Annotated in this window: 13 protein-coding genes and 1 pseudogene; 6 read left to right on the top strand and 8 right to left on the bottom strand. The window is 73.3% G+C overall.

Going from position 1 to position 16,250, the window contains the following annotated elements; genetic code table 11:
- Window positions 1-32 precede the first annotated feature (32 nt).
- From ectB to AB0F03_RS19905, 3 genes are all read right to left on the bottom strand, one after another.
- Window positions 33-1,334 (bottom strand): diaminobutyrate--2-oxoglutarate transaminase, encoded by a 1,302-nt coding sequence (gene ectB, locus AB0F03_RS19915; protein WP_361993432.1) that lies wholly within the window; start codon window positions 1,332-1,334, stop codon window positions 33-35.
- 267 nt (window positions 1,335-1,601) lie between these two features.
- Entirely contained in the window at window positions 1,602-2,258 is a 657-nt protein-coding gene (locus AB0F03_RS19910; RefSeq protein WP_361993430.1) for a LuxR C-terminal-related transcriptional regulator, read from the bottom strand.
- A gap of 8 nt (window positions 2,259-2,266) precedes the next feature.
- Window positions 2,267-2,899, bottom strand: a complete 633-nt coding sequence (locus tag AB0F03_RS19905) for a LuxR C-terminal-related transcriptional regulator (RefSeq protein ID WP_361993428.1) — start codon at window positions 2,897-2,899, stop codon at window positions 2,267-2,269.
- A 1,129-nt stretch (window positions 2,900-4,028) separates the two neighbouring features.
- Here AB0F03_RS19905 and AB0F03_RS19900 point away from each other — a divergent pair.
- Window positions 4,029-4,121, top strand: a pseudogene (locus AB0F03_RS19900) (XRE family transcriptional regulator); the annotation flags it as partial.
- 212 nt (window positions 4,122-4,333) lie between these two features.
- On the opposite strand, the gene AB0F03_RS19895 reads toward AB0F03_RS19900, so the two are convergent.
- Window positions 4,334-5,461 carry a hypothetical protein gene (locus tag AB0F03_RS19895; protein ID WP_361993425.1) on the bottom strand — a complete coding sequence of 376 codons (1,128 nt, stop codon included), beginning with the start codon at window positions 5,459-5,461 and terminating at the stop codon, window positions 4,334-4,336.
- A gap of 213 nt (window positions 5,462-5,674) precedes the next feature.
- On the opposite strand from AB0F03_RS19895, the gene AB0F03_RS19890 reads away from it, so the two are divergent.
- Window positions 5,675-5,863 carry a hypothetical protein gene (locus AB0F03_RS19890; protein ID WP_361993423.1) on the top strand — a complete coding sequence of 63 codons (189 nt, stop codon included), beginning with the start codon at window positions 5,675-5,677 and terminating at the stop codon, window positions 5,861-5,863.
- 46 nt (window positions 5,864-5,909) lie between these two features.
- Here the strand turns inward: AB0F03_RS19890 and AB0F03_RS19885 are convergent, their stop codons facing one another.
- A complete protein-coding gene (locus AB0F03_RS19885; protein WP_361993420.1) occupies window positions 5,910-6,635 on the bottom strand; it encodes a TetR/AcrR family transcriptional regulator in 726 nt (241 codons plus the stop codon).
- 89 nt (window positions 6,636-6,724) lie between these two features.
- On the opposite strand from AB0F03_RS19885, the gene AB0F03_RS19880 reads away from it, so the two are divergent.
- The 4 genes from AB0F03_RS19880 (at window position 6,725) to AB0F03_RS19865 (ending at window position 9,581) form a co-directional block, all read left to right on the top strand.
- Entirely contained in the window at window positions 6,725-7,585 is an 861-nt protein-coding gene (locus AB0F03_RS19880; protein WP_361993417.1) for an SDR family oxidoreductase, read from the top strand.
- Between the two features lie 465 nt (window positions 7,586-8,050).
- A complete protein-coding gene (locus AB0F03_RS19875; RefSeq protein WP_361993414.1) occupies window positions 8,051-8,176 on the top strand; it encodes a hypothetical protein in 126 nt (41 codons plus the stop codon).
- A 109-nt stretch (window positions 8,177-8,285) separates the two neighbouring features.
- Window positions 8,286-9,113, top strand: a complete 828-nt coding sequence (locus tag AB0F03_RS19870) for an LLM class F420-dependent oxidoreductase (RefSeq protein WP_361993411.1) — start codon at window positions 8,286-8,288, stop codon at window positions 9,111-9,113.
- Between the two features lie 33 nt (window positions 9,114-9,146).
- A complete protein-coding gene (locus AB0F03_RS19865) occupies window positions 9,147-9,581 on the top strand; it encodes a TIGR03668 family PPOX class F420-dependent oxidoreductase (protein ID WP_361993409.1) in 435 nt (144 codons plus the stop codon).
- Between the two features lie 215 nt (window positions 9,582-9,796).
- Here the strand turns inward: AB0F03_RS19865 and AB0F03_RS19860 are convergent, their stop codons facing one another.
- The 3 genes from AB0F03_RS19860 to AB0F03_RS19850 are packed head-to-tail and all read right to left on the bottom strand — an operon-like array spanning window position 9,797 to window position 16,250.
- Window positions 9,797-13,156: an SAV_2336 N-terminal domain-related protein gene (locus tag AB0F03_RS19860; protein WP_361993406.1), complete on the bottom strand. Its 3,360-nt coding sequence runs from the start codon at window positions 13,154-13,156 to the stop codon at window positions 9,797-9,799.
- Window positions 13,153-14,103: a MoxR family ATPase gene (locus tag AB0F03_RS19855; RefSeq protein WP_361993403.1), complete on the bottom strand. Its 951-nt coding sequence runs from the start codon at window positions 14,101-14,103 to the stop codon at window positions 13,153-13,155. The genes AB0F03_RS19860 and AB0F03_RS19855 overlap by 4 nt, the downstream gene beginning before the upstream one ends.
- The gene (locus AB0F03_RS19850; RefSeq protein WP_361993400.1) at window positions 14,100-16,250 is read right to left on the bottom strand and encodes a trypsin-like peptidase domain-containing protein; all 2,151 of its coding nucleotides are present in this window, start codon (window positions 16,248-16,250) and stop codon (window positions 14,100-14,102) included. The genes AB0F03_RS19855 and AB0F03_RS19850 overlap by 4 nt, the downstream gene beginning before the upstream one ends.

Below are 16,250 nucleotides of genomic sequence, written 5' to 3'. Positions count from 1 at the left end.
GACGGACCCGGGAAAAGGTTTCTGATGGGCCGTCAGATGGATCGCAGGCCCTGCCGCAGCACGTCGAGCCCGCGGTCCAGCACGGCGGGATCGATGGTCAGCGGCGGCAGCAGCTTGACCACCTCGTCGCGGCGGCCGCACAGTTCGACGATCAGCCCGCGGTCGAAGGCGTACTGCTGAAGCCGCTCGGCGCGCAGCGGGCCGGCGCCGGCGCCGAGGTCGATGCCGAGCGCCATCCCGCTCCCGCGCGTCACCAGTCCCCGCCCCAGCGCGTCCAGTTCGGCGCGGAACCGGCCCAGGTGGTCGGTCGAGGCGGCGAGCTGGGCGTGGAAGGCGTCCTGCCGCCACAGCTCGCAGGCCGCGGTGGCGGCGACGAAGGCCAGCTGGTTGCCGCGGAACGTCCCGGTGTGCTCGCCCGGCTCCCAGACGTCCAGCTCCCGCTTGAACAGCACCATGGAGAGCGGGAGCCCGTAGCCGCTCAGCGACTTGGAGAGGGTCACCACGTCGGGAGTGATCCCGGCGTGCTCGAAGCAGAAGAACCGGCCGGAGCGGCCGCAGCCCGCCTGGATCTCGTCCAGTATCAGCAGGATCCCGTGCCGCTCGGTGAGTTCGCGCAGGGCCCGCAGCCAGCCGGCGCTCGCGGGATAGACGCCGCCCTCCATCTGCATCGGCTCCACGATCACCGCGGCGGGCAGCTCGACGCCCGAGGAAGAGTCGGTGAGCAGCCGCTCCAGGTAGCCGATCGAGTCGAACCGGCCCTGCGGACCGTCCTCGTACGGCACGAACGTGACGTCCTGCCCGCTGACCCCGCCCGCCCGGCGGGCCCGGCGGCTGCCGGTCACCGCGAGCGAACCGCGCGACATGCCGTGGTACGCGCCGGTGAACGCCACCAGGCCGCAGCGGCCGGTCTGCTTGCGGGCGAGCTTGAGCGCGGCCTCCACGGCGTCGGTGCCGGTCGGCCCCGTGAACTGAGCCTTGTAGTCCAGCCCGCGGGGCCGCAGCACGGTGTCGGCGAAGGCGGTCAGGAAGTCCCGCTTGGCCACGGTGTACATGTCCAGGCCGTGCGCGAGGCCGTCGGCGGCCAGGTAGTCGGCCACCCGGGCCTTGATGAAGTCGTTGTTGTGCCCGTAGTTGAGCGTCCCCGCACCGCAGAAGAAGTCGATGAACGCCCGGCCGTCCTCGGCGAACAGTTCGGCGCCCTTGGCCCGTCCGAAGACGGCCGGGAACTTGCGGCAGTACGTCCGGACCTCCGACTCCAGCTCCTCGAATATCTTGACCTCTGGCTCCGGCAGCGACTCCTGGCCGGTGGTCGGGGTGTCCTCGGCGATGTCCATCGGGTCCTCTCGGCAGGGAACGAGCCCGCGGCAGCCGCTCGTGACAGTGCCCGCAGGTGGAGGGAGGGTCGCCATGCCCGCCGGGCGGACGTGGGCAGGAGCAGCGTGCCGCCGGACCGTGGCGCGGCACCAGGGAACGAATGGCAGCCGCGCGGCCGCGTCGTTGCGCGTTTGTCCCGGTCCGGTCGGGCCCGCGAGCCGGTGCGGGCAGGCCCGGCATCCCGTCCGGCCCGGTGGTCGGCCCGGTCCGGCCCGGCCGGTCGGGGGTCAGATCAGCCCGGTGCGCACCGCGTGCGCCACCGCGTGGGCCCGGTTGCGGACCTGGAGCTGGCCCATCAGCTCGTAGATCACGTTCTTGACGGTGTGCTTGGAGCAGCGCAGTGTCGCGGCGATCGCCTCGTTGCCGTGGCCGTCCGCCATCAGCCGCAGCACCTTCAGCTGACGGCCGGTCAGCGTCGGGGCGCCCGGCCGCCGCCCGGACCCGGCCGGCTCCGGCGATGCGTCGAGCAGGCGGGCCAGCGCCAGGCGGGAGAGCCGGCCCTCGCCGCGGTGGGCCGAGTGGACGGCCGCGGACAGTCGCTCCGGCGTCGCCTCGGCGGACAGCACCATGGCCCGCGCGCCCACCCGTAACGCTTCCAGGGCGCCGTGGCGGGACAGCACGTCGGCCACCACCAGCAGCCGCTCGTGACCGCCCGGCAGGCCGGGCCGGCAGGCCCCGATCGCGCCCTCCACGGTGTTGCCCACGGCCACCAGCACGTCCTGCGGGGACGGATCCGGCGCCTCGGTCGGCCGGAGCCCCGCGATGATCAGTTTGGCCTCCACCATCGCGCGCGCCGCCGCGTCGCTCGACCGGACCCGCACCCGCACCCCCGCCCGGGGCGCGGTGCCGGCCGGGGCGGCCGGGGCCGCGGCGGGGGCCGCCATCGTCGCGATCACAGCAGACCCGCCCGCAGGGCGAAGGCCACCGCGTGGGCCCGGTTGCGCAGTTGGAACCGCCGGGTGACGTCGTGCACCACGGTGGTCACGGTGCGGGGCGAGTAGCACAGTTCACGTGCGATCTCCTCGGTCTCCCGGCCGTCCGCGACCAGCCGCAGGACCGCGCGTTCCCGCTCCGACAGCGCCGAGCCGCCGGGCGCCGCCACCCCGCCCGTGCCCGGGCGGCGGGCGTCGGCGCCCTGGCCGTGCTCCAGCAGCCCGTCCAACAGGTCCGGCGGCAGCGTGCAGTCGCCCGCGGCGGCCGCCACGACCGTCGACGCCAGGCGCTCGGCGGTGGCCTCGGAACGGCGCAGCAGCCCCCGGATGCCCGCCGCGAACGCCTGGACCGCGTCGCCGGCCGCCAGTTCGGTCGCGACCAGCACCACCTCCTGGCACTGGTCCGCCTCGCGCCCGGCCCGCACCGCGTTCATCACCTGCGGGGCCACCCGGTCCACCATCATGACCACGACCTGCGCCCGCTCCCCGGACAGCGCCACCGCGATGTCGCCGTGATACTGGAGGCTGATCCGGGTACCCGCCTCCAGTATCGGGTCCTGCGCGACGATGCTGACTCTCACCGGTTCGCCCATCGGCTCCTCCTGGCAATTCACCCTTGCCCGACAGGAGAGAGCATCAGCCGCGGGGCCCCGAGCGGCATCGGGTGCGGGCACCCAGTTTTCCCGGCCCGACGGCGGTGCGGGCCGGCAGCGACCGCCACCGACCCGCACCGCCGTCCCCGCGGCCTTCACCGCCCGCCCGGCCCCGCCGCCCGCAGCTGCCGTCCGCACCGCGCCACCGCCCGCCGCCACCGGGTTCCGGCGGCCACCGCCGGTCCACCGCCGGCCCCGGACGGAAACATGGGGGCGATCCCCCCATGTCCGTCGCGGCCGTCACCCGAAACCGCGCGGCAGGGCGGCGGGAGGGGCCGTCGCACCCGCTGCCGGCAGCGCGGGCGCCCGCCGCCCGGGACGGGACCGGCTCCACACTGACGCCGAGACTTTCGCACCCGGTCAGGCACCCGTAGGGGACGGCCGCCATGGCACGGTCGACGACGAGGGTCTCGGGGACGGCCGCCGGCCGCGCCGCGGTTGCTCCGACCGGGCGGGCAGGGACATGAGCCGCCCGGGCGGCCCGCCCGCGTGGGCCTGCTCCGGCACGGCCGGCCAGCCCGGGCGCTGTGGCCTGGGCACGGCCAGCTCGGCCGGCTGCACCGACAACTCCACCGGCTGGGTCCCTGGCGGGTGCAGTACGGCGGCCAGCGCGCAGCCGCTCGCCCCGTCCGGCGCGGCCGTTACCGGCACCTCGCCCCCGCCCTCGCCCACCACGCCATTCCCAGACGGGTGGCAGCGAGATGGACCCGCTCGGCGGGCCGCGGCGCAGCCGGCGGCCCGGCCGCGCGCCGGTCTCCCGTGGGGTGCGAGCCGGGCTGCCCGGCGGCTCGGCCGGATCCGCCGGCGCCTTCACCAGCCGGTACAGCGACGAGCGGGCAGGCAGCCGCACCCGGCCCGCCCCCGCAGGTCCGCCACGATCCGTTCGGCCACCTCGATGACCTACCGGGTAGTGGTTCTGGACCGGCCACGGCACCGGCGCAGCGCCTCCAGCACGGCGGCCACGACCTGCTCATCGGTACGCCCGGTGGCGGACGGCGCCCAGTGCCCGGCCGACGCCGTGCGCACCCGCCGGCACTCCGCAGCCTTGAACAGGCCCGTCGCCAAAGATGCCACCAGCACCGGCCTGGTCATCGACACCCGCGCCCGGTGCGGGTGCACCGCAGCGCCCGGCAGCACCGACGACGCCCGCCTGCGGCATCTCGCCCAGCGCTCTCGCCCGACTCGATCGCATGTCCATGCCCGCTCTGCTGGTCGCCGACGCGCTGTCCTTCGTCGTCTACCGCCGCCCGGTGCTCACCGCACCGGTCACCGTCGCCCTGACGGGTGGATCCTCGTCGACGGCAGACGTGAGCCCTCTGCCCAGCCGCCGTCCTCGACGCCTCACTGCCTACCGTGCACGAGCTCGTCGGCCCACTACAGCAGCTCGCACGCCGACGCCCTGGGTTTTAGGTGGCACGGCGTCCAGGGATACAGGCCGAAGAACCACTTCTGCCGTGGATGCAGGGGCAAGGACTCCGTGCGGATGCGCAGCGGCTTCCCCTTCTCGTCCTTCAGTTGGACCCACTGCCCCTTCTGGTAGGCGTCCACGTAGTGCGCCTTGACGCCCCACTCACAGGATTGCCCCCGCCGCGCGATCGCCTCCACGCTGAGACCGCCCGAGGACTGGCCACCCCCGACCTCGATGTAGTGGGTGCCGAAGTACGGCTCGCCCTGTCCCTTGGTGTCATCCGTGAGCACCGGCTCACCGGCCCACGGCGGAACGTGGATGCGGATGCCTTGGTAGGCGGCTTCACCCTGCGGCGGACGGACGACGACTGTCTTGGCGGTGCTCTGCCGACACGAGACGTCGGTGACTTTCCAGTCGTTGATGATCACTGCCGAGTTCCGGGTGCTCAGCACGCTCATCTTGAACGAGTCGGCGAGTTCCGGCTCGTTCTTCACCGTCCGCTTGATGTACTGATCCGGGGCATCCACCAACGCGGCCGGGAACGCGAGCGGATGGCCTCCGAGGGCCTTCAGGTAAGAGAAGGCGGTGGGACCGTCCGTACTGGAAGTCAGCTTCTTCGTTTCGGCGACGGTCAGCTCCCGGTCGAGCACCATCACCCACTCCTGATCGGGATCGCTCTCGTTGGGCTGCACCGACACCGTGAAGGGTGCCTGGGAGGCGTCGTACTGCTTCTGCTTGTCGTTCTGCGCGGGGATGTCCCACCCGCTCAGCCAGTACGCGAACACCGCCGCGGCGAGCGTCCCGCAGACGAAGGTCAGGACGGTTCGCGCCGATAACAGCACCGCCCAACGCGCCTTCTTGCGGCGGGACGCTCCCGGATCGACTCCGAACATCTCCGAGGCGATCGCTTCGAAACTCTCGTCGGCCGGACTCCCCGTAGCAGGGGACGTCTGGGACTGCTGAGGAGGTGAGGTGGGAGTGGACGGCGCGCTGCCGCCCGAGTCCCCGCCCTGCCCGGCCGGCACCCCCGAGGTGCCGCCGGCGTCGTCCGGCTGCGGCTCCTGTGTCCCGTCCGATGACGTGGTCGTTGTCATACCGGTCCCCCAACTCGACACATCCCGTTTCCACTTGGCACTTGGCGCCCGTACAGTTAGCGGCCGTGCATGGGGCCGTACGTCCACGATAGGGACACGGACGCTGACTGCTCCACCACTTACGGCCGCCTTCCACGGCGGTGTACGGGCACGTATCTCGAAGACGGGCTCGCGCATCAACGTGCCCCGTCCTGGCGGCTACGCGCCTGAGGCGTGGCCCTGCGCCAGGCCCGCGCCCGCCGCCCGCGCCCGCGCCTGCTGTCCGGCTCGTCCGCCGCCCGGCGGCCGGTGCACAGCGGCCGGTGCACCAGCGGCCGGTCCGCGTCCGACGTCTCGGTCCCGGCCGCCGCACTGCCGGCAAAGCCGTTCATCGACGCCCTGCTCCGCGTGTTCACCGAATGATCTCCGCTCGTGACGCTCGACCTTTACGAGGGCGGCTGACGGCGGATCAGGCCTGCGGCGTGCCGCCGTCCGCCAGGCGGGTGAGCCACTCGCGCAGCAGACGCTGCTCGGCGTCGCTCAGGACGTCGGGGTCGTCGGGGAGGGCGGCGCGCAGCGCGCGGGCCGCTGGGGCGGGGCCGGACTCCGCGGCGGGGACCATCGGTTCGGCGAGGGTGACGGCGGCGATCATGGACTCGCGAAGGATGGTCAGCAGCGCCGGATCGCGGCGCTCTGCGGGGGTGGAGTGCCAGGTGGTGACCCCGCCCTGGCCGGTGGCCTGGATGATCTGGGCGGCCAGTTCCTCGTCGACCCGCAGCCATCCGGCGGCCGCCAGCCGACGTACCCGGCCGTGCAGGATCTCCAGGCCCGCGCGGTGCGCCGCGTCCGACCCCGAGCCGGTGGCCCTGTTCATCACGGCGAACAGTTCGGGGCGCGAGACGCCGAACTCCACCACCAAGTCCCAGGCGCGCCGCAGTTCCTCCACCGGGTCCTCCGGGGCGGGGTCGAGCTGCGCGCGCTTGGTCTCCAGGAACTGTGCATAACCGTGCTCGGCGACGGCCTCCAGCAGCCCGTCCTTGTCGCCGAAGTGGCGGTAGATGGCTGGCGGCTGCATCCCGGCCGCGGAGGCGACCGCGCGGGTGCTCACCGCGTCGGGTCCACCGCTCTCCAGCAGCTCGATGGCCGCCTCGATGATGCGTCGGCGGGGGCTGTCGGTGCTGTCACGGAGAGGCATGTATCGATGATATCGCCAGTTTGCTTCCACCGTTAGTTTCAGTGTTATCGTTAAAATGATTCCACTGGAACCATCGCTTGGAGTGCCTCATGATCATCGTGACCGGAGCCACCGGACACCTCGGCCGCCGCACCGTCGAGCGCCTCCTGGAGCGCCTCCCCGCCGACTGCGTCGGCGTCAGCGTCCGCGACCCCAGCAAGGCCCAGGACCTCGTCGACCGCGGCGTCCGCGTCCGGCAGGGCAGCTTCGACGACCCCGCCTCACTCGTCCACGCCTTCGAAGACGCCGAGCAGCTGCTGCTCGTCTCCCTCGACCGCACGGGCGAGGAGTGCGTCACCGGCCACCGGGCCGCGATCGACGCCGCCGTGAAGGCCGGAGTCGGCCGCATCCTGTACACCAGCCAGATGGGTGCCGCCCACGACTCCCGCTTCCAGGCATGCCGAGACCACGCCCAGACCGAGGACCTGTTGCGCGCCACCGGCCTGCCCTGGACCGCGCTGCGCAACGGCTTCTACGCCGCCAGCGCCCTGCGGTTCCTGGAGTCCGCCCGCCACACCGGCGACATCGCCCTCCCCGCCGACGGCCCCGTCGCCTGGACCGGCCACGACGACCTCGCCGAGGCCACCGCGGTGATCCTCACCGACGAGGGCCGCTTCGAGGGGCCCACCCCGCCACTCACCGGCCCGGCGGCGCTCGACTTCGACGCCGTCGCCGAGATAGCGGCCCAGGCCACCGGGCGGCCCTTCACCCGCACCGTCGTTCCCGGCGACGCCTTCCGCGAGCAAGCCGTGGCGCATGGCGCCCCCGCCCCGATCGCCGACCTGATGCTGAGCATTTTCGCGGCGGCCCGGAACGGTGAGTTCACCGCCGTCGACCCGACCCTGGCCGAATTGATCGGTCGAGAGCTCGCCACCTTCCGCACCCTGCTGGAGCGCACCTGGACCGAATAGACCCGGTGGGGCACGCACCCGCCGCCATGTGCGCCGTCCTCGGCCCCCGTAGCCGGCACGCCCGCCTGCTCGACCGGGAGCCCAGTCAGATCGACGGCATCTCACCGCGGTCGAGAAGGCGTGGGCCCACAAGGCCGTCCCCGTCATGGACGGCCCTTCGTAGGCCTCCGACGCAGGGCACCGCAACGGCCGCCAGACCGGCCTGTTCGGCGCCTGCCTGCTCGCCGGCCCGCCCCTACCGGCCGAGCACGCCCCACAGTTCTCCCCCTTCCGCGCCCTCCACGGCGCGGACGCCTGTCCTGATGACGGCCGACGGGCCGAAGGGCAGCGCAGCCTGTTCGGCGGCCGGCTCGATGAGGAACTGCGCAACGTCGAGGACCAGGTGGCCGCCGCCGGCCGCGCCCGGGCCACCATCCAGCAGGTGCTGGGGCAGGGGTCCCCCACGGTCGCGAGGGCAGGGCGCGGATGCTCGACATCGTCCACGAGCTCCGTGACGACCCGCGTGGGAGCACCGGCGTTCTCGCGCTCACCACTGCGGCGCTGCGCGAGGCGGCCCCGCGGCGGCCGGCGGACGCGTGGGTCGGGCAGTGACAGTGGGCACGGGGTCCGGACGCCACGCCGCGGGAGGTCATGCCCGACCAGGAGCGACCGGCCGCGTCACACTGACAGCAGGCGTGCCGACGAGACGAGGTGGTCGCGGATGAAGTTCGGAGTGTCGACATTTATCACCGATGAGGGCATTGACCCCAAGGCGTTGGGACCCGCCCTGGAGGAGCGCGGGTTCGACTCCTTGCTGCTGGCCGAGCACTCGCACATTCCGGTCAAGCGGGAGTCCCCGTACCCGGGGGGCGGTGAGCTGCCGCGGATCTACTACCGGACGCTCGACCCGTTCGTGGCGCTCGCCGCGGCCGCCTCGGTCACCCGTGATCTGCTCCTGGGCACCGGCATCGCTCTGGTGGTCCAGCGCGATCCGATCCACACCGCGAAGGAGGTCGCCTCCCTCGATCTGATCTCCGGCGGCCGGGCTGTGTTCGGGGTCGGCGCGGGCTGGAACCGCGAGGAGATGCGCAACCACGGGACGGATCCCGCAGTCCGCGGGCGGCTCATGGACGAACGCATCCGCGCGATGATCGAGCTGTGGACCAAGGAGGAGGCCGAGTTCCATGGCGACTTCGTCGACTTCGATCCCGTCTACGCCTGGCCCAAGCCGGTCCAGAAGCCACATCCGCCCATCTGGGTCGGGGGCGACAGCGAGCGCGCTTTCGAACGCGTCGCCGCGTACGGTGCGGCGTGGATGCCGAGCGATCTGCCGCCCGAGAAGCTGGGTGAACGCATCGCGCGTATGCGGCAGACTGCCGGTGACCGCCCGTCCGTCGTGATGTACGCGGGCCGCCACGACCGGAAGGCGCTCGACACCTACGCCGAACTCGGCGTGGAACGCGTCCTGTTGTATCTGCCGACCCTGCCGGAGAACCAGACGCTGCACACCCTGGACGAACTGGCCGAGGCCACGTCCGGCCACCGGTGACAGCTCGCGGCTGCCGCTGAACAGGAGCTGACCGTGCCGGACATGGCCGAGGACGAGGCGCGCCGCCGGTTCACGACCGCGCGGGTGGCGCGTCTGGCGACGGTGGACGCGGGCCTGCGCCCGCATCTGGTGCCGGTCGTCTTCGCGGCCCACGGCGAGGAGATCGTCACCGCCGTCGACTGGAAGCCGAAGAGGTCGCAGCGGCTGAAACGGTTGGACAACATCGCGGCCCACCCGGCTGTCTGCCTGCTCGTAGACGCGTACGACGAGGACTGGGAGCGGCTGTGGTGGGTGCGCGCGGACGGTGACGCCCGCGTGCTGCCGCCCGGCACCCAGGGCGAGTACCCGTCGGCCGTCGCCCTGTTGAGGGAGAAGTACGCGCCGTACCGGCAGCGACCGCCGACCGGTCCGGCGCTCGTGATCGCCGTCCGCCGGTGGCACGGCTGGCGTGCCGCGTCGGAGGGGTGACCGTACCGGCAGGGGACACGCCGCCCTCGGCATCACCGGCCGGCCGGAAAGCGAACGGGAACGGGAGGCCGCGCTGGGCCGGATCCGCCCTGTCCCCGGTGAACAGGACCGCAGTGGGGTCCGACCGGGCTCGGGCCGGGAGCGCACCCGGACCGCCCTCGCCCTCGCGGTCCCGCTGGTCGTCCCCCGAGCCCGCGTGGATCCGCGCGGTGCTGTCAGGAGTGTCCGGACGGGGGGCGTACGACCAGCTCCGCCAGCCGCAGATAGGCGTCCACGGTGGCCGCTCGGAGGTCCCTCAGTTGCCAGTGCGCTGACTGCAACGCGGGGTCGAACGGCACCTGTATCACCTGATCGGCCTCGATGCGCAGAGTCCGGTGCAGGTCGGCGGGGAGGCCACGGCGGTGCGGACCGTCGGTCCGGGTGGCCACGGCGACCGCCTGGTCCGCCAGGTGGCGCCGGCCGCCGTCCCGGATGAGGTCGAGCATGCGCGCCGCGGCGTCGAGGAACCAGTCGGCGGTGCCGCAGCACACCACCAGCTGGTCGGTGTGGTCCAGGATCAGGTCCGTCGAGGCGTCCAGCGTGACCGGCGCCCAGTCGGTGAGGACGAACGCGTAGTACGGCGCGGTGTGGGCCAGTACCCGCAGGTACTCCTGGGCGTGCGTGGAGTTGGGTCCGTAGTGGCCCGGGCGGTGTGCGACGACTTCCAGGCCCGAGGCCAGGCTCGTGGTGTGCGCTGCGACCTCCTCGTACGAGGGGCCGAGCGGCAGCGCGGCCAGGTCCCGCGGGACGGCCCGGTTGCGGTCGGGCGGCAGGAAGAAGCCGAGCGTGCCCTGGGTGGCCGCTCCGTCGAGCGCGAGCACGGGCTCGGACCGGGCGGCGGCCAGCAACGAGCCCAGGGCAACCGTGGTGGTGGCCCGGCCGCTGTAGTGGTAGGCGCTGACGAGCGTCACCCGTCTGCTGTGCGGTATCGGGGTACGCAGCCGGTCCAGGCGTCTGCGCAGTTCGCCGCGGGCCGGCCCGAACCGGGGCACGGGCAGCAGCCGGTCGGCCGCAGGGGGCGGGCCGGGCCTGGCCGGCGGGGTGAACGGCACGGGTTGCAGTGACCGGCCGGTCACCGGTGGGGCCGGCGACCGGGTGTCCTCGTCGTACCGCAGCCGGGTCAGCGCGATGTACTTGGCGAGGGCGTCGGCGACCTCGCTGGCGGTGGGACGCCGGGCCGGGTCGTCGTCCAGACAGCGCAGCACCAGGCGCCGCAGCTTCTCCCAGCCGTCGCCCTGCCACAGGTGCATGCCCTCCGGCAGATTGGGCAGCTCCACGCCCGACTTGCTGCTGATGAGCTGGAGCATCGCCCCCAGCGCGCGCATGCTGTCCGCCGCGGTCGGCGCAGGTCCGGCCCCCAGGTATCGGCCGTCGACGGCGTAGTCGGAGAGGTCGCCGAGCACGATGGTGCGGCGCAGCACGTACACGCCGTCCAAGCCGAAGTCGGCGGGCACCAGGCCACTGGCGTGGCACAGGGCGAGCGCGTTCGCCAGATGCCAGGACACCAGCAGGCCGCGGACCAGGTCGACGGGGGCGGTGCGCTGCTGAAGGGACCGGGCGAACACCTCCGACAGCCGCGGCGGCTGCCCGTCCGGGGTGTCCTGGTCGCGGACCGGCGTCATGGCCAGCCACGGCGGGGAGTCGTCCAGCCCGGTACCGAGCAGCGTGGGCGCGTACTGCCCTTGGAGACGGTCCAGCACCTCCGCCTCCACGGCGATCAACTGAGCGTTGGCCGCGGGCAGATCGGGCCGGGGCGTACGCAGCACCGCCTCCGTGCCCTGCGCGTCCACTCCCCGGTACAGCACCGTACGGCGGCCCCTGCGCCGGCCGCGCAGGGTGTACGCGCCGAGCCGCGCCGGATCCGCGTCGGTCAGCGGCTGCCAGCCGTCGGTGGCCACGGAGGCACGCTCCGGCTTCGGGCCGGACAGGCCGGGCACCCGCTCGAAGGACACCCCGAACCGGGCGAGCAGCCGACGTTCGACGCTGGTGAACGGCGGCTGTGAGCCCGGCAGCTGAGCGGAGCCGTCCGGGTGGGCAAGCCAGGCCGGGAAGTCCGGTGAGTTGCCCGCGAGTTCCTCCAGGTAGCGGCCGATACGCCGGCCGGTCCGCAGGAGTTCGGCCTGCGGGACCGAGTCGAGCAGCGCCGCCTTGGACTCCTCGGTGAAGTCGAACACCCGGTGCTTGGCGGGCAACGGGCCGGGCACCGGCGCCGGGTGCGGCCCGACCAGTCCGCCCAGGAACACCTCCGCCAGGTGCGAGGTCGTGGCCTGCCACGGCACCGCCGACTGCACCAGCCGCATCACCGGCACCGACAGCGGGGAGACCGCCGCCAGATGAGCCGCCAGCCGGTACGCCTCCGGGGTGGCCGCGTCCCGGAAATGCTGGGCGCTGGTCAGGTCCCGGGCGGCGGTCACACTGCCGTACGGGTCCGGGCGGGCCAGTAGCGGCAGCTCCACGGTGGCGCCGGGCGAGGCCAGCAGCCGAGCCCACGCGCGCAGCGGCTCGGGCGTCGGCTCCAGCACGGGCACCGGCACCCCCTCGAAAGCGGACAGTTCCAACGGCAGCACCGGATCACTGACCTCCCAGGCCGCGTTGGCGCCACCGATCCGCCGGGTGGTGACTTGCCAGCGCTCCGCGGCGATGCCGGATGCCTCCCACATGTCCGGCGGCAGCGTCTGCATCACCGCTACCGGACCGCGCGAAGCCCACTCCGCCAGCAGCCGGTGCATCGCGCCGGACCGCCAGGCGGCGCCCATACCGTCGCTGACGACGAGGGCGAGGGTGCGCCCGGAAGGGTCGTTCACGGTGCTCAGCGGCAGTACACCGCTCTCGGGCCGGAACGGTCTGGCGCGCAGAGTGGGATCGCGGGCACCGCGCGTGTCGAGGCCGAACACACGAATGGTGGCGAAGGCGCCCAACCGCTCCAGCAGCGTGCGCAGTTCGGCGCCGAGCCGGTGCCAGAGCAACATCGACAGACCGTCGTCGACGAGCAGCGCGAGATTGAGCCAGCGTTCCCGCAACGGTCGCTCCACCACGTCCGGCAGTTCGGTCTCGGCGAGCAGGGCCGCGGTGCGCTCCTCGTCGATCTCCGTGCGGTGGCGGCTGTCGAGCCGGCGCCGCAACGGCCGGAGGGCACGCCCCACCGCCAGTTCGTCGGCGAAGGCCTTGCTCTCGGGCACCCGCACCGGCAGTGCTCGTCGCGGCTCGGGCGCGGACGGGGTGAGCCGCATGTCCGGTACCGGTGTCTGCCGGGCCGACGCGTACAGGGAGGGGGCGGTGAGGTCGGGCAGGTCCGGGTCGTCGGGTTGCGGTGCCGCCTCCTGCGGGGCGGGCCGGCCGGGCTCGGGGACGGGGTCCGGTGCCGGCCGGCCGGCGCGAGGCGGCGGCTCGCGCAGCAGCGGAGCGTCCGTGCCCGCGGGCAGCCGGCGGGCGAGCCAGAGCACGTCGAGGACCTGGTCCGCGTCCAGGTCCTGGCCGCAGGCCGCCAGGACCCGCAGCACCTCGGTCAGCCGCTCGCCGCCGCCCGCCACGGTCACATGGCTCCGGTGAGTTGGTGCAGTACGGCGTCCAGCAGGCCGTCCGCTTCCAGGTCGACTCCTCCGGTGCGCAGGAAGACGGCGTTCAGCAACTGGTCGGTGGCCAGTTCACCCAGCGCACGGCGGCGCAGGAAGGCGTCGATCAGGTCGTCCGCCTCCTGTAACGCCTCCTCGCCGAGGTGCGCGGTGACGATGGTGCGCAACCGGTCCTCGTCGGGCACCGGCAGTTCCAGCCGGAGACAGCGGCGCAGGAACGCGGGCGGGAAGTCCCGCTCCCCGTTGCTGGTGATGATCACCACTGGGAACTCGGCGCACTGCACGAGCCCTTGGTGCACCCGGACGGTGCCGCGGTGGTCGGAGGTCTGCACCTCCACGTCGGCCGTGCCCTCCGGCAATCGGACCAGCTCCTTGATCTCGAAGTAGCCCTCCTCGAACACGGTGAGCAGGTCGTTGGGCAGGTCGACGTCGCCCTTGTCCATCTCGTCCACGAGCAGACAGCGCGGGGCGGCGGACGCCACCAGCGCCGTACCGAGCGGTCCGAGCCGGATGAACTGGCCGATGGAGGGTTCGCCCTCGCTGCGGTCCCGGCTGAGCGTGGTTTCCCGCAGCCGGCCGATGGCGTCGTACACGTACAGGGCATCCGGCACGGAGGAGCGGCTGGTGACGGACCAGCGCAGCAGATCGCCCAGGCACAGTTCGTGCGCGACGGCCCGGGCCAGGGATGACTTGCCGGTCCCGGCGGGCCCGGTCACCAGCAGCGGACGGCGCAGATGCAGGGCCGCGTTGACGATGTCGGCGTGCCGCGGGTCGATGATGTACGGCAGCTTCGGACGCGTGACGCGCGCCGGGGTGAACCGCCGCCAGGGCGGGGCTGCGGGGAGGCTGACGGCCCGCGGAACGCCGTCGCCCCGGAACAGACGCCAGTCGGCGCCGGCGGCGGATGTCATGGGCCCTCCTGAGGTTCGGACAGGTGCAGGCGAGGGACGCTGCGGTCGGCATCGGCCCAGGCGAGGACCGGCCGGCCGGGGAACTGGGGTGGGTCGGCCTGGGCGTTGGCCCGGTAGTCGTGGACCGTGTCGGGCAACTCCCGGGTGGCTACCCCGGACATGTGACGGACGCTGTGCGACGGGCCGTCCTCGCGCCGGTCCCACATCACCACAGGTATGCCCAGCGCCAGGCACGTCTGCACGATGCGGTCCCGGTGAGGGCCGGGCGGTACGTCCACGGAGACGCGTACCGTGTCGAGTTGGTTGACGAGCCGGGAGTACAGCGTGTCCCGGTCCGCGGGTTCGGAGACGACGAGCGTCCTGCCCGAGTCCAGGCGGCTCCATCTGCTGCGCCAGCGGGAGACGAAGCGCCCGTTCCGGCGCAGGAGTTCGGGGCAGTGCACGACCAGCGGGAACTCCACCCCGAGTACGCCGGGCACCAGTTCGGCCGGATGGTCCCCGGCCGTCCACTCGTCGACGGGCAGGTTGAGGCCGCCGCGGTCCACGAGCACCTCCACCAGGGGTGGCCGCTCGTCCTCCGCCGGAGGGGTGAGCGAGTCCAGCACGCGCAGCACCTGGCGCGCCGCCTCCGAGGTCGAGTACGGCTTCACGCTCTCTGCGGAGACCTGCCGGGGCCCGGCCCCCTCGTCGCACCAGATCCGCAGCCGGTGCCGGTCCCGCCCGGCGTTGGCCACCTGCACCAGTACCCGCACGCGTGTGGCCCGCACGCGCGTCGACCGCGCCCACTCCTGGGCGTCGAAACGCCGTTCACCGAGCGCCGACCGCTCGATGCCCAGCCGTCGGGCCACCCCGTCCGCCCACAACCGCAGCTGTGCCCGCCGGGTGTCGGGGCACAGGGCACCGACGTACTCCACCACCCGCAGCAGCGCGGGCACCCGGCGTTCGTCGCCGCTCGCGTGACCGTCCCCCGGGAGGGTCTCCAGATGATCGAGCAGCGCGTCCACGGTCTCACCGCCGGGCCGCGCCGCCAGGTGCGGTAACGCGGCGCGGACCACCTCGGGGAACCGCCCCAGCACAGCCGGGGAGAGAGCGCGCAGGTGTCCGCACAACTCCTTGTACTCCGCCGAGGTCAGCAGCCGTGGTGTGCGGGACAGGGCACCGGCGGCCAGGACCCGGTCGGCGCCCCGTGGATCGTCCCGGCGCAGAATGCCGGTGAGCGCGGCCATGGCGCGCGGACGCGTCAGCACGAAGGCGGTGAACTCCTCCGGCGTGGGCGGTACGACGTCACTGCCGGGCTCCACCCCGCACAGCCGGGCCAGCCGACGGGCGCAGTCACCCCGTCCGCTCGGCGAGGGCAGCAGGTCCTCGATCACTCCGAGCAGCACCTCGAAAGCGGGATCGTCCGGCTCGACCGGCGAGGGCCGGATGGCGTCCAGCACCCCGAGGGAGCCCAGTTCGGCCTCGACGGCCTGCCAGGGCATGGCCCAGCTGCGCCGGATGACGCCCTGGAAACCGAGTTCGAGTGGCGCTCCGGCGTCGTCCACCGGCATGAAGTGCCCGACGACCAGCCCGACCACGGCCTGCTCCTCCCGGCACCACAGGGGGCCGCCGCTGTAACCGGGGCCGACGGCCATGCCGGTGGAGGCGCCGTCCAGATAGGCCAGGCGGCCGTGCAACGAGGAGACGGTGAGCCGGGCGAGGGTGGAGGCACGGCCCCCGCCGTGCCAGGCCTCCGCCTTCTGGCCGGTCGTCATGGCGGCCTGGCGGGGCGGGGGCGCTAACCCGCCGGCCGGGGCGTCCACGCGCAGTACCGCGAGGTCGCCGAGCCACTCGGCGGCGCCTGCGGTCACCGGCCCGCCGCCACGGGCGCGGGGCGGGATCCAGTGGGCCACGCGGGAGGAGAGCCGCCGGCCCCGCACCATGTCGTCGTCACGCACCTCCACCGGAACCTCGCCGACGCCCGGCGGCCGTGCGTCGAACATGTCCCTGCCCAGAGCGGCATTGACGACATGCGCACAGGTCAGCACCGTGTCGGGGCCCAGAACGAAGCCCGCCCCGGCGGTCTTGCCGTCCTCGGTCCGCCGGACGGTCACGACATGGCGGGAGGGATCGTCGGAGCTGTCCCACCGGTTACGGAACCACCCCAC

The sequence above is a fragment of the Streptomyces sp. NPDC028722 genome (assembly GCF_040637655.1).
Classification (GTDB): domain Bacteria; phylum Actinomycetota; class Actinomycetes; order Streptomycetales; family Streptomycetaceae; genus Streptomyces.
Note: the sequence above shows the minus strand (reverse complement) of the source record. Positions and strands in the feature narration are given on the sequence as shown.

Bases quoted from the DNA above. Each gene is read 5' to 3' on its own strand.
- ectB (WP_361993432.1), bottom strand. From the start codon at position 1,334: ATGGACATCGCCGAGGACACCCCGACCACCGGCCAGGAGTCGCTGCCG.
- AB0F03_RS19910 (WP_361993430.1), bottom strand. From the start codon at position 2,258: ATGGCGGCCCCCGCCGCGGCCCCGGCCGCCCCGGCCGGCACCGCGCCC.
- AB0F03_RS19905 (WP_361993428.1), bottom strand. From the start codon at position 2,899: ATGGGCGAACCGGTGAGAGTCAGCATCGTCGCGCAGGACCCGATACTG.
- AB0F03_RS19895 (WP_361993425.1), bottom strand. From the start codon at position 5,461: ATGACAACGACCACGTCATCGGACGGGACACAGGAGCCGCAGCCGGAC.
- AB0F03_RS19885 (WP_361993420.1), bottom strand. From the start codon at position 6,635: ATGCCTCTCCGTGACAGCACCGACAGCCCCCGCCGACGCATCATCGAG.
- AB0F03_RS19880 (WP_361993417.1), top strand. From the start codon at position 6,725: ATGATCATCGTGACCGGAGCCACCGGACACCTCGGCCGCCGCACCGTC.
- AB0F03_RS19875 (WP_361993414.1), top strand. From the start codon at position 8,051: ATGCTCGACATCGTCCACGAGCTCCGTGACGACCCGCGTGGGAGCACC.
- AB0F03_RS19870 (WP_361993411.1), top strand. From the start codon at position 8,286: ATGAAGTTCGGAGTGTCGACATTTATCACCGATGAGGGCATTGACCCC.
- AB0F03_RS19855 (WP_361993403.1), bottom strand. From the start codon at position 14,103: ATGACATCCGCCGCCGGCGCCGACTGGCGTCTGTTCCGGGGCGACGGC.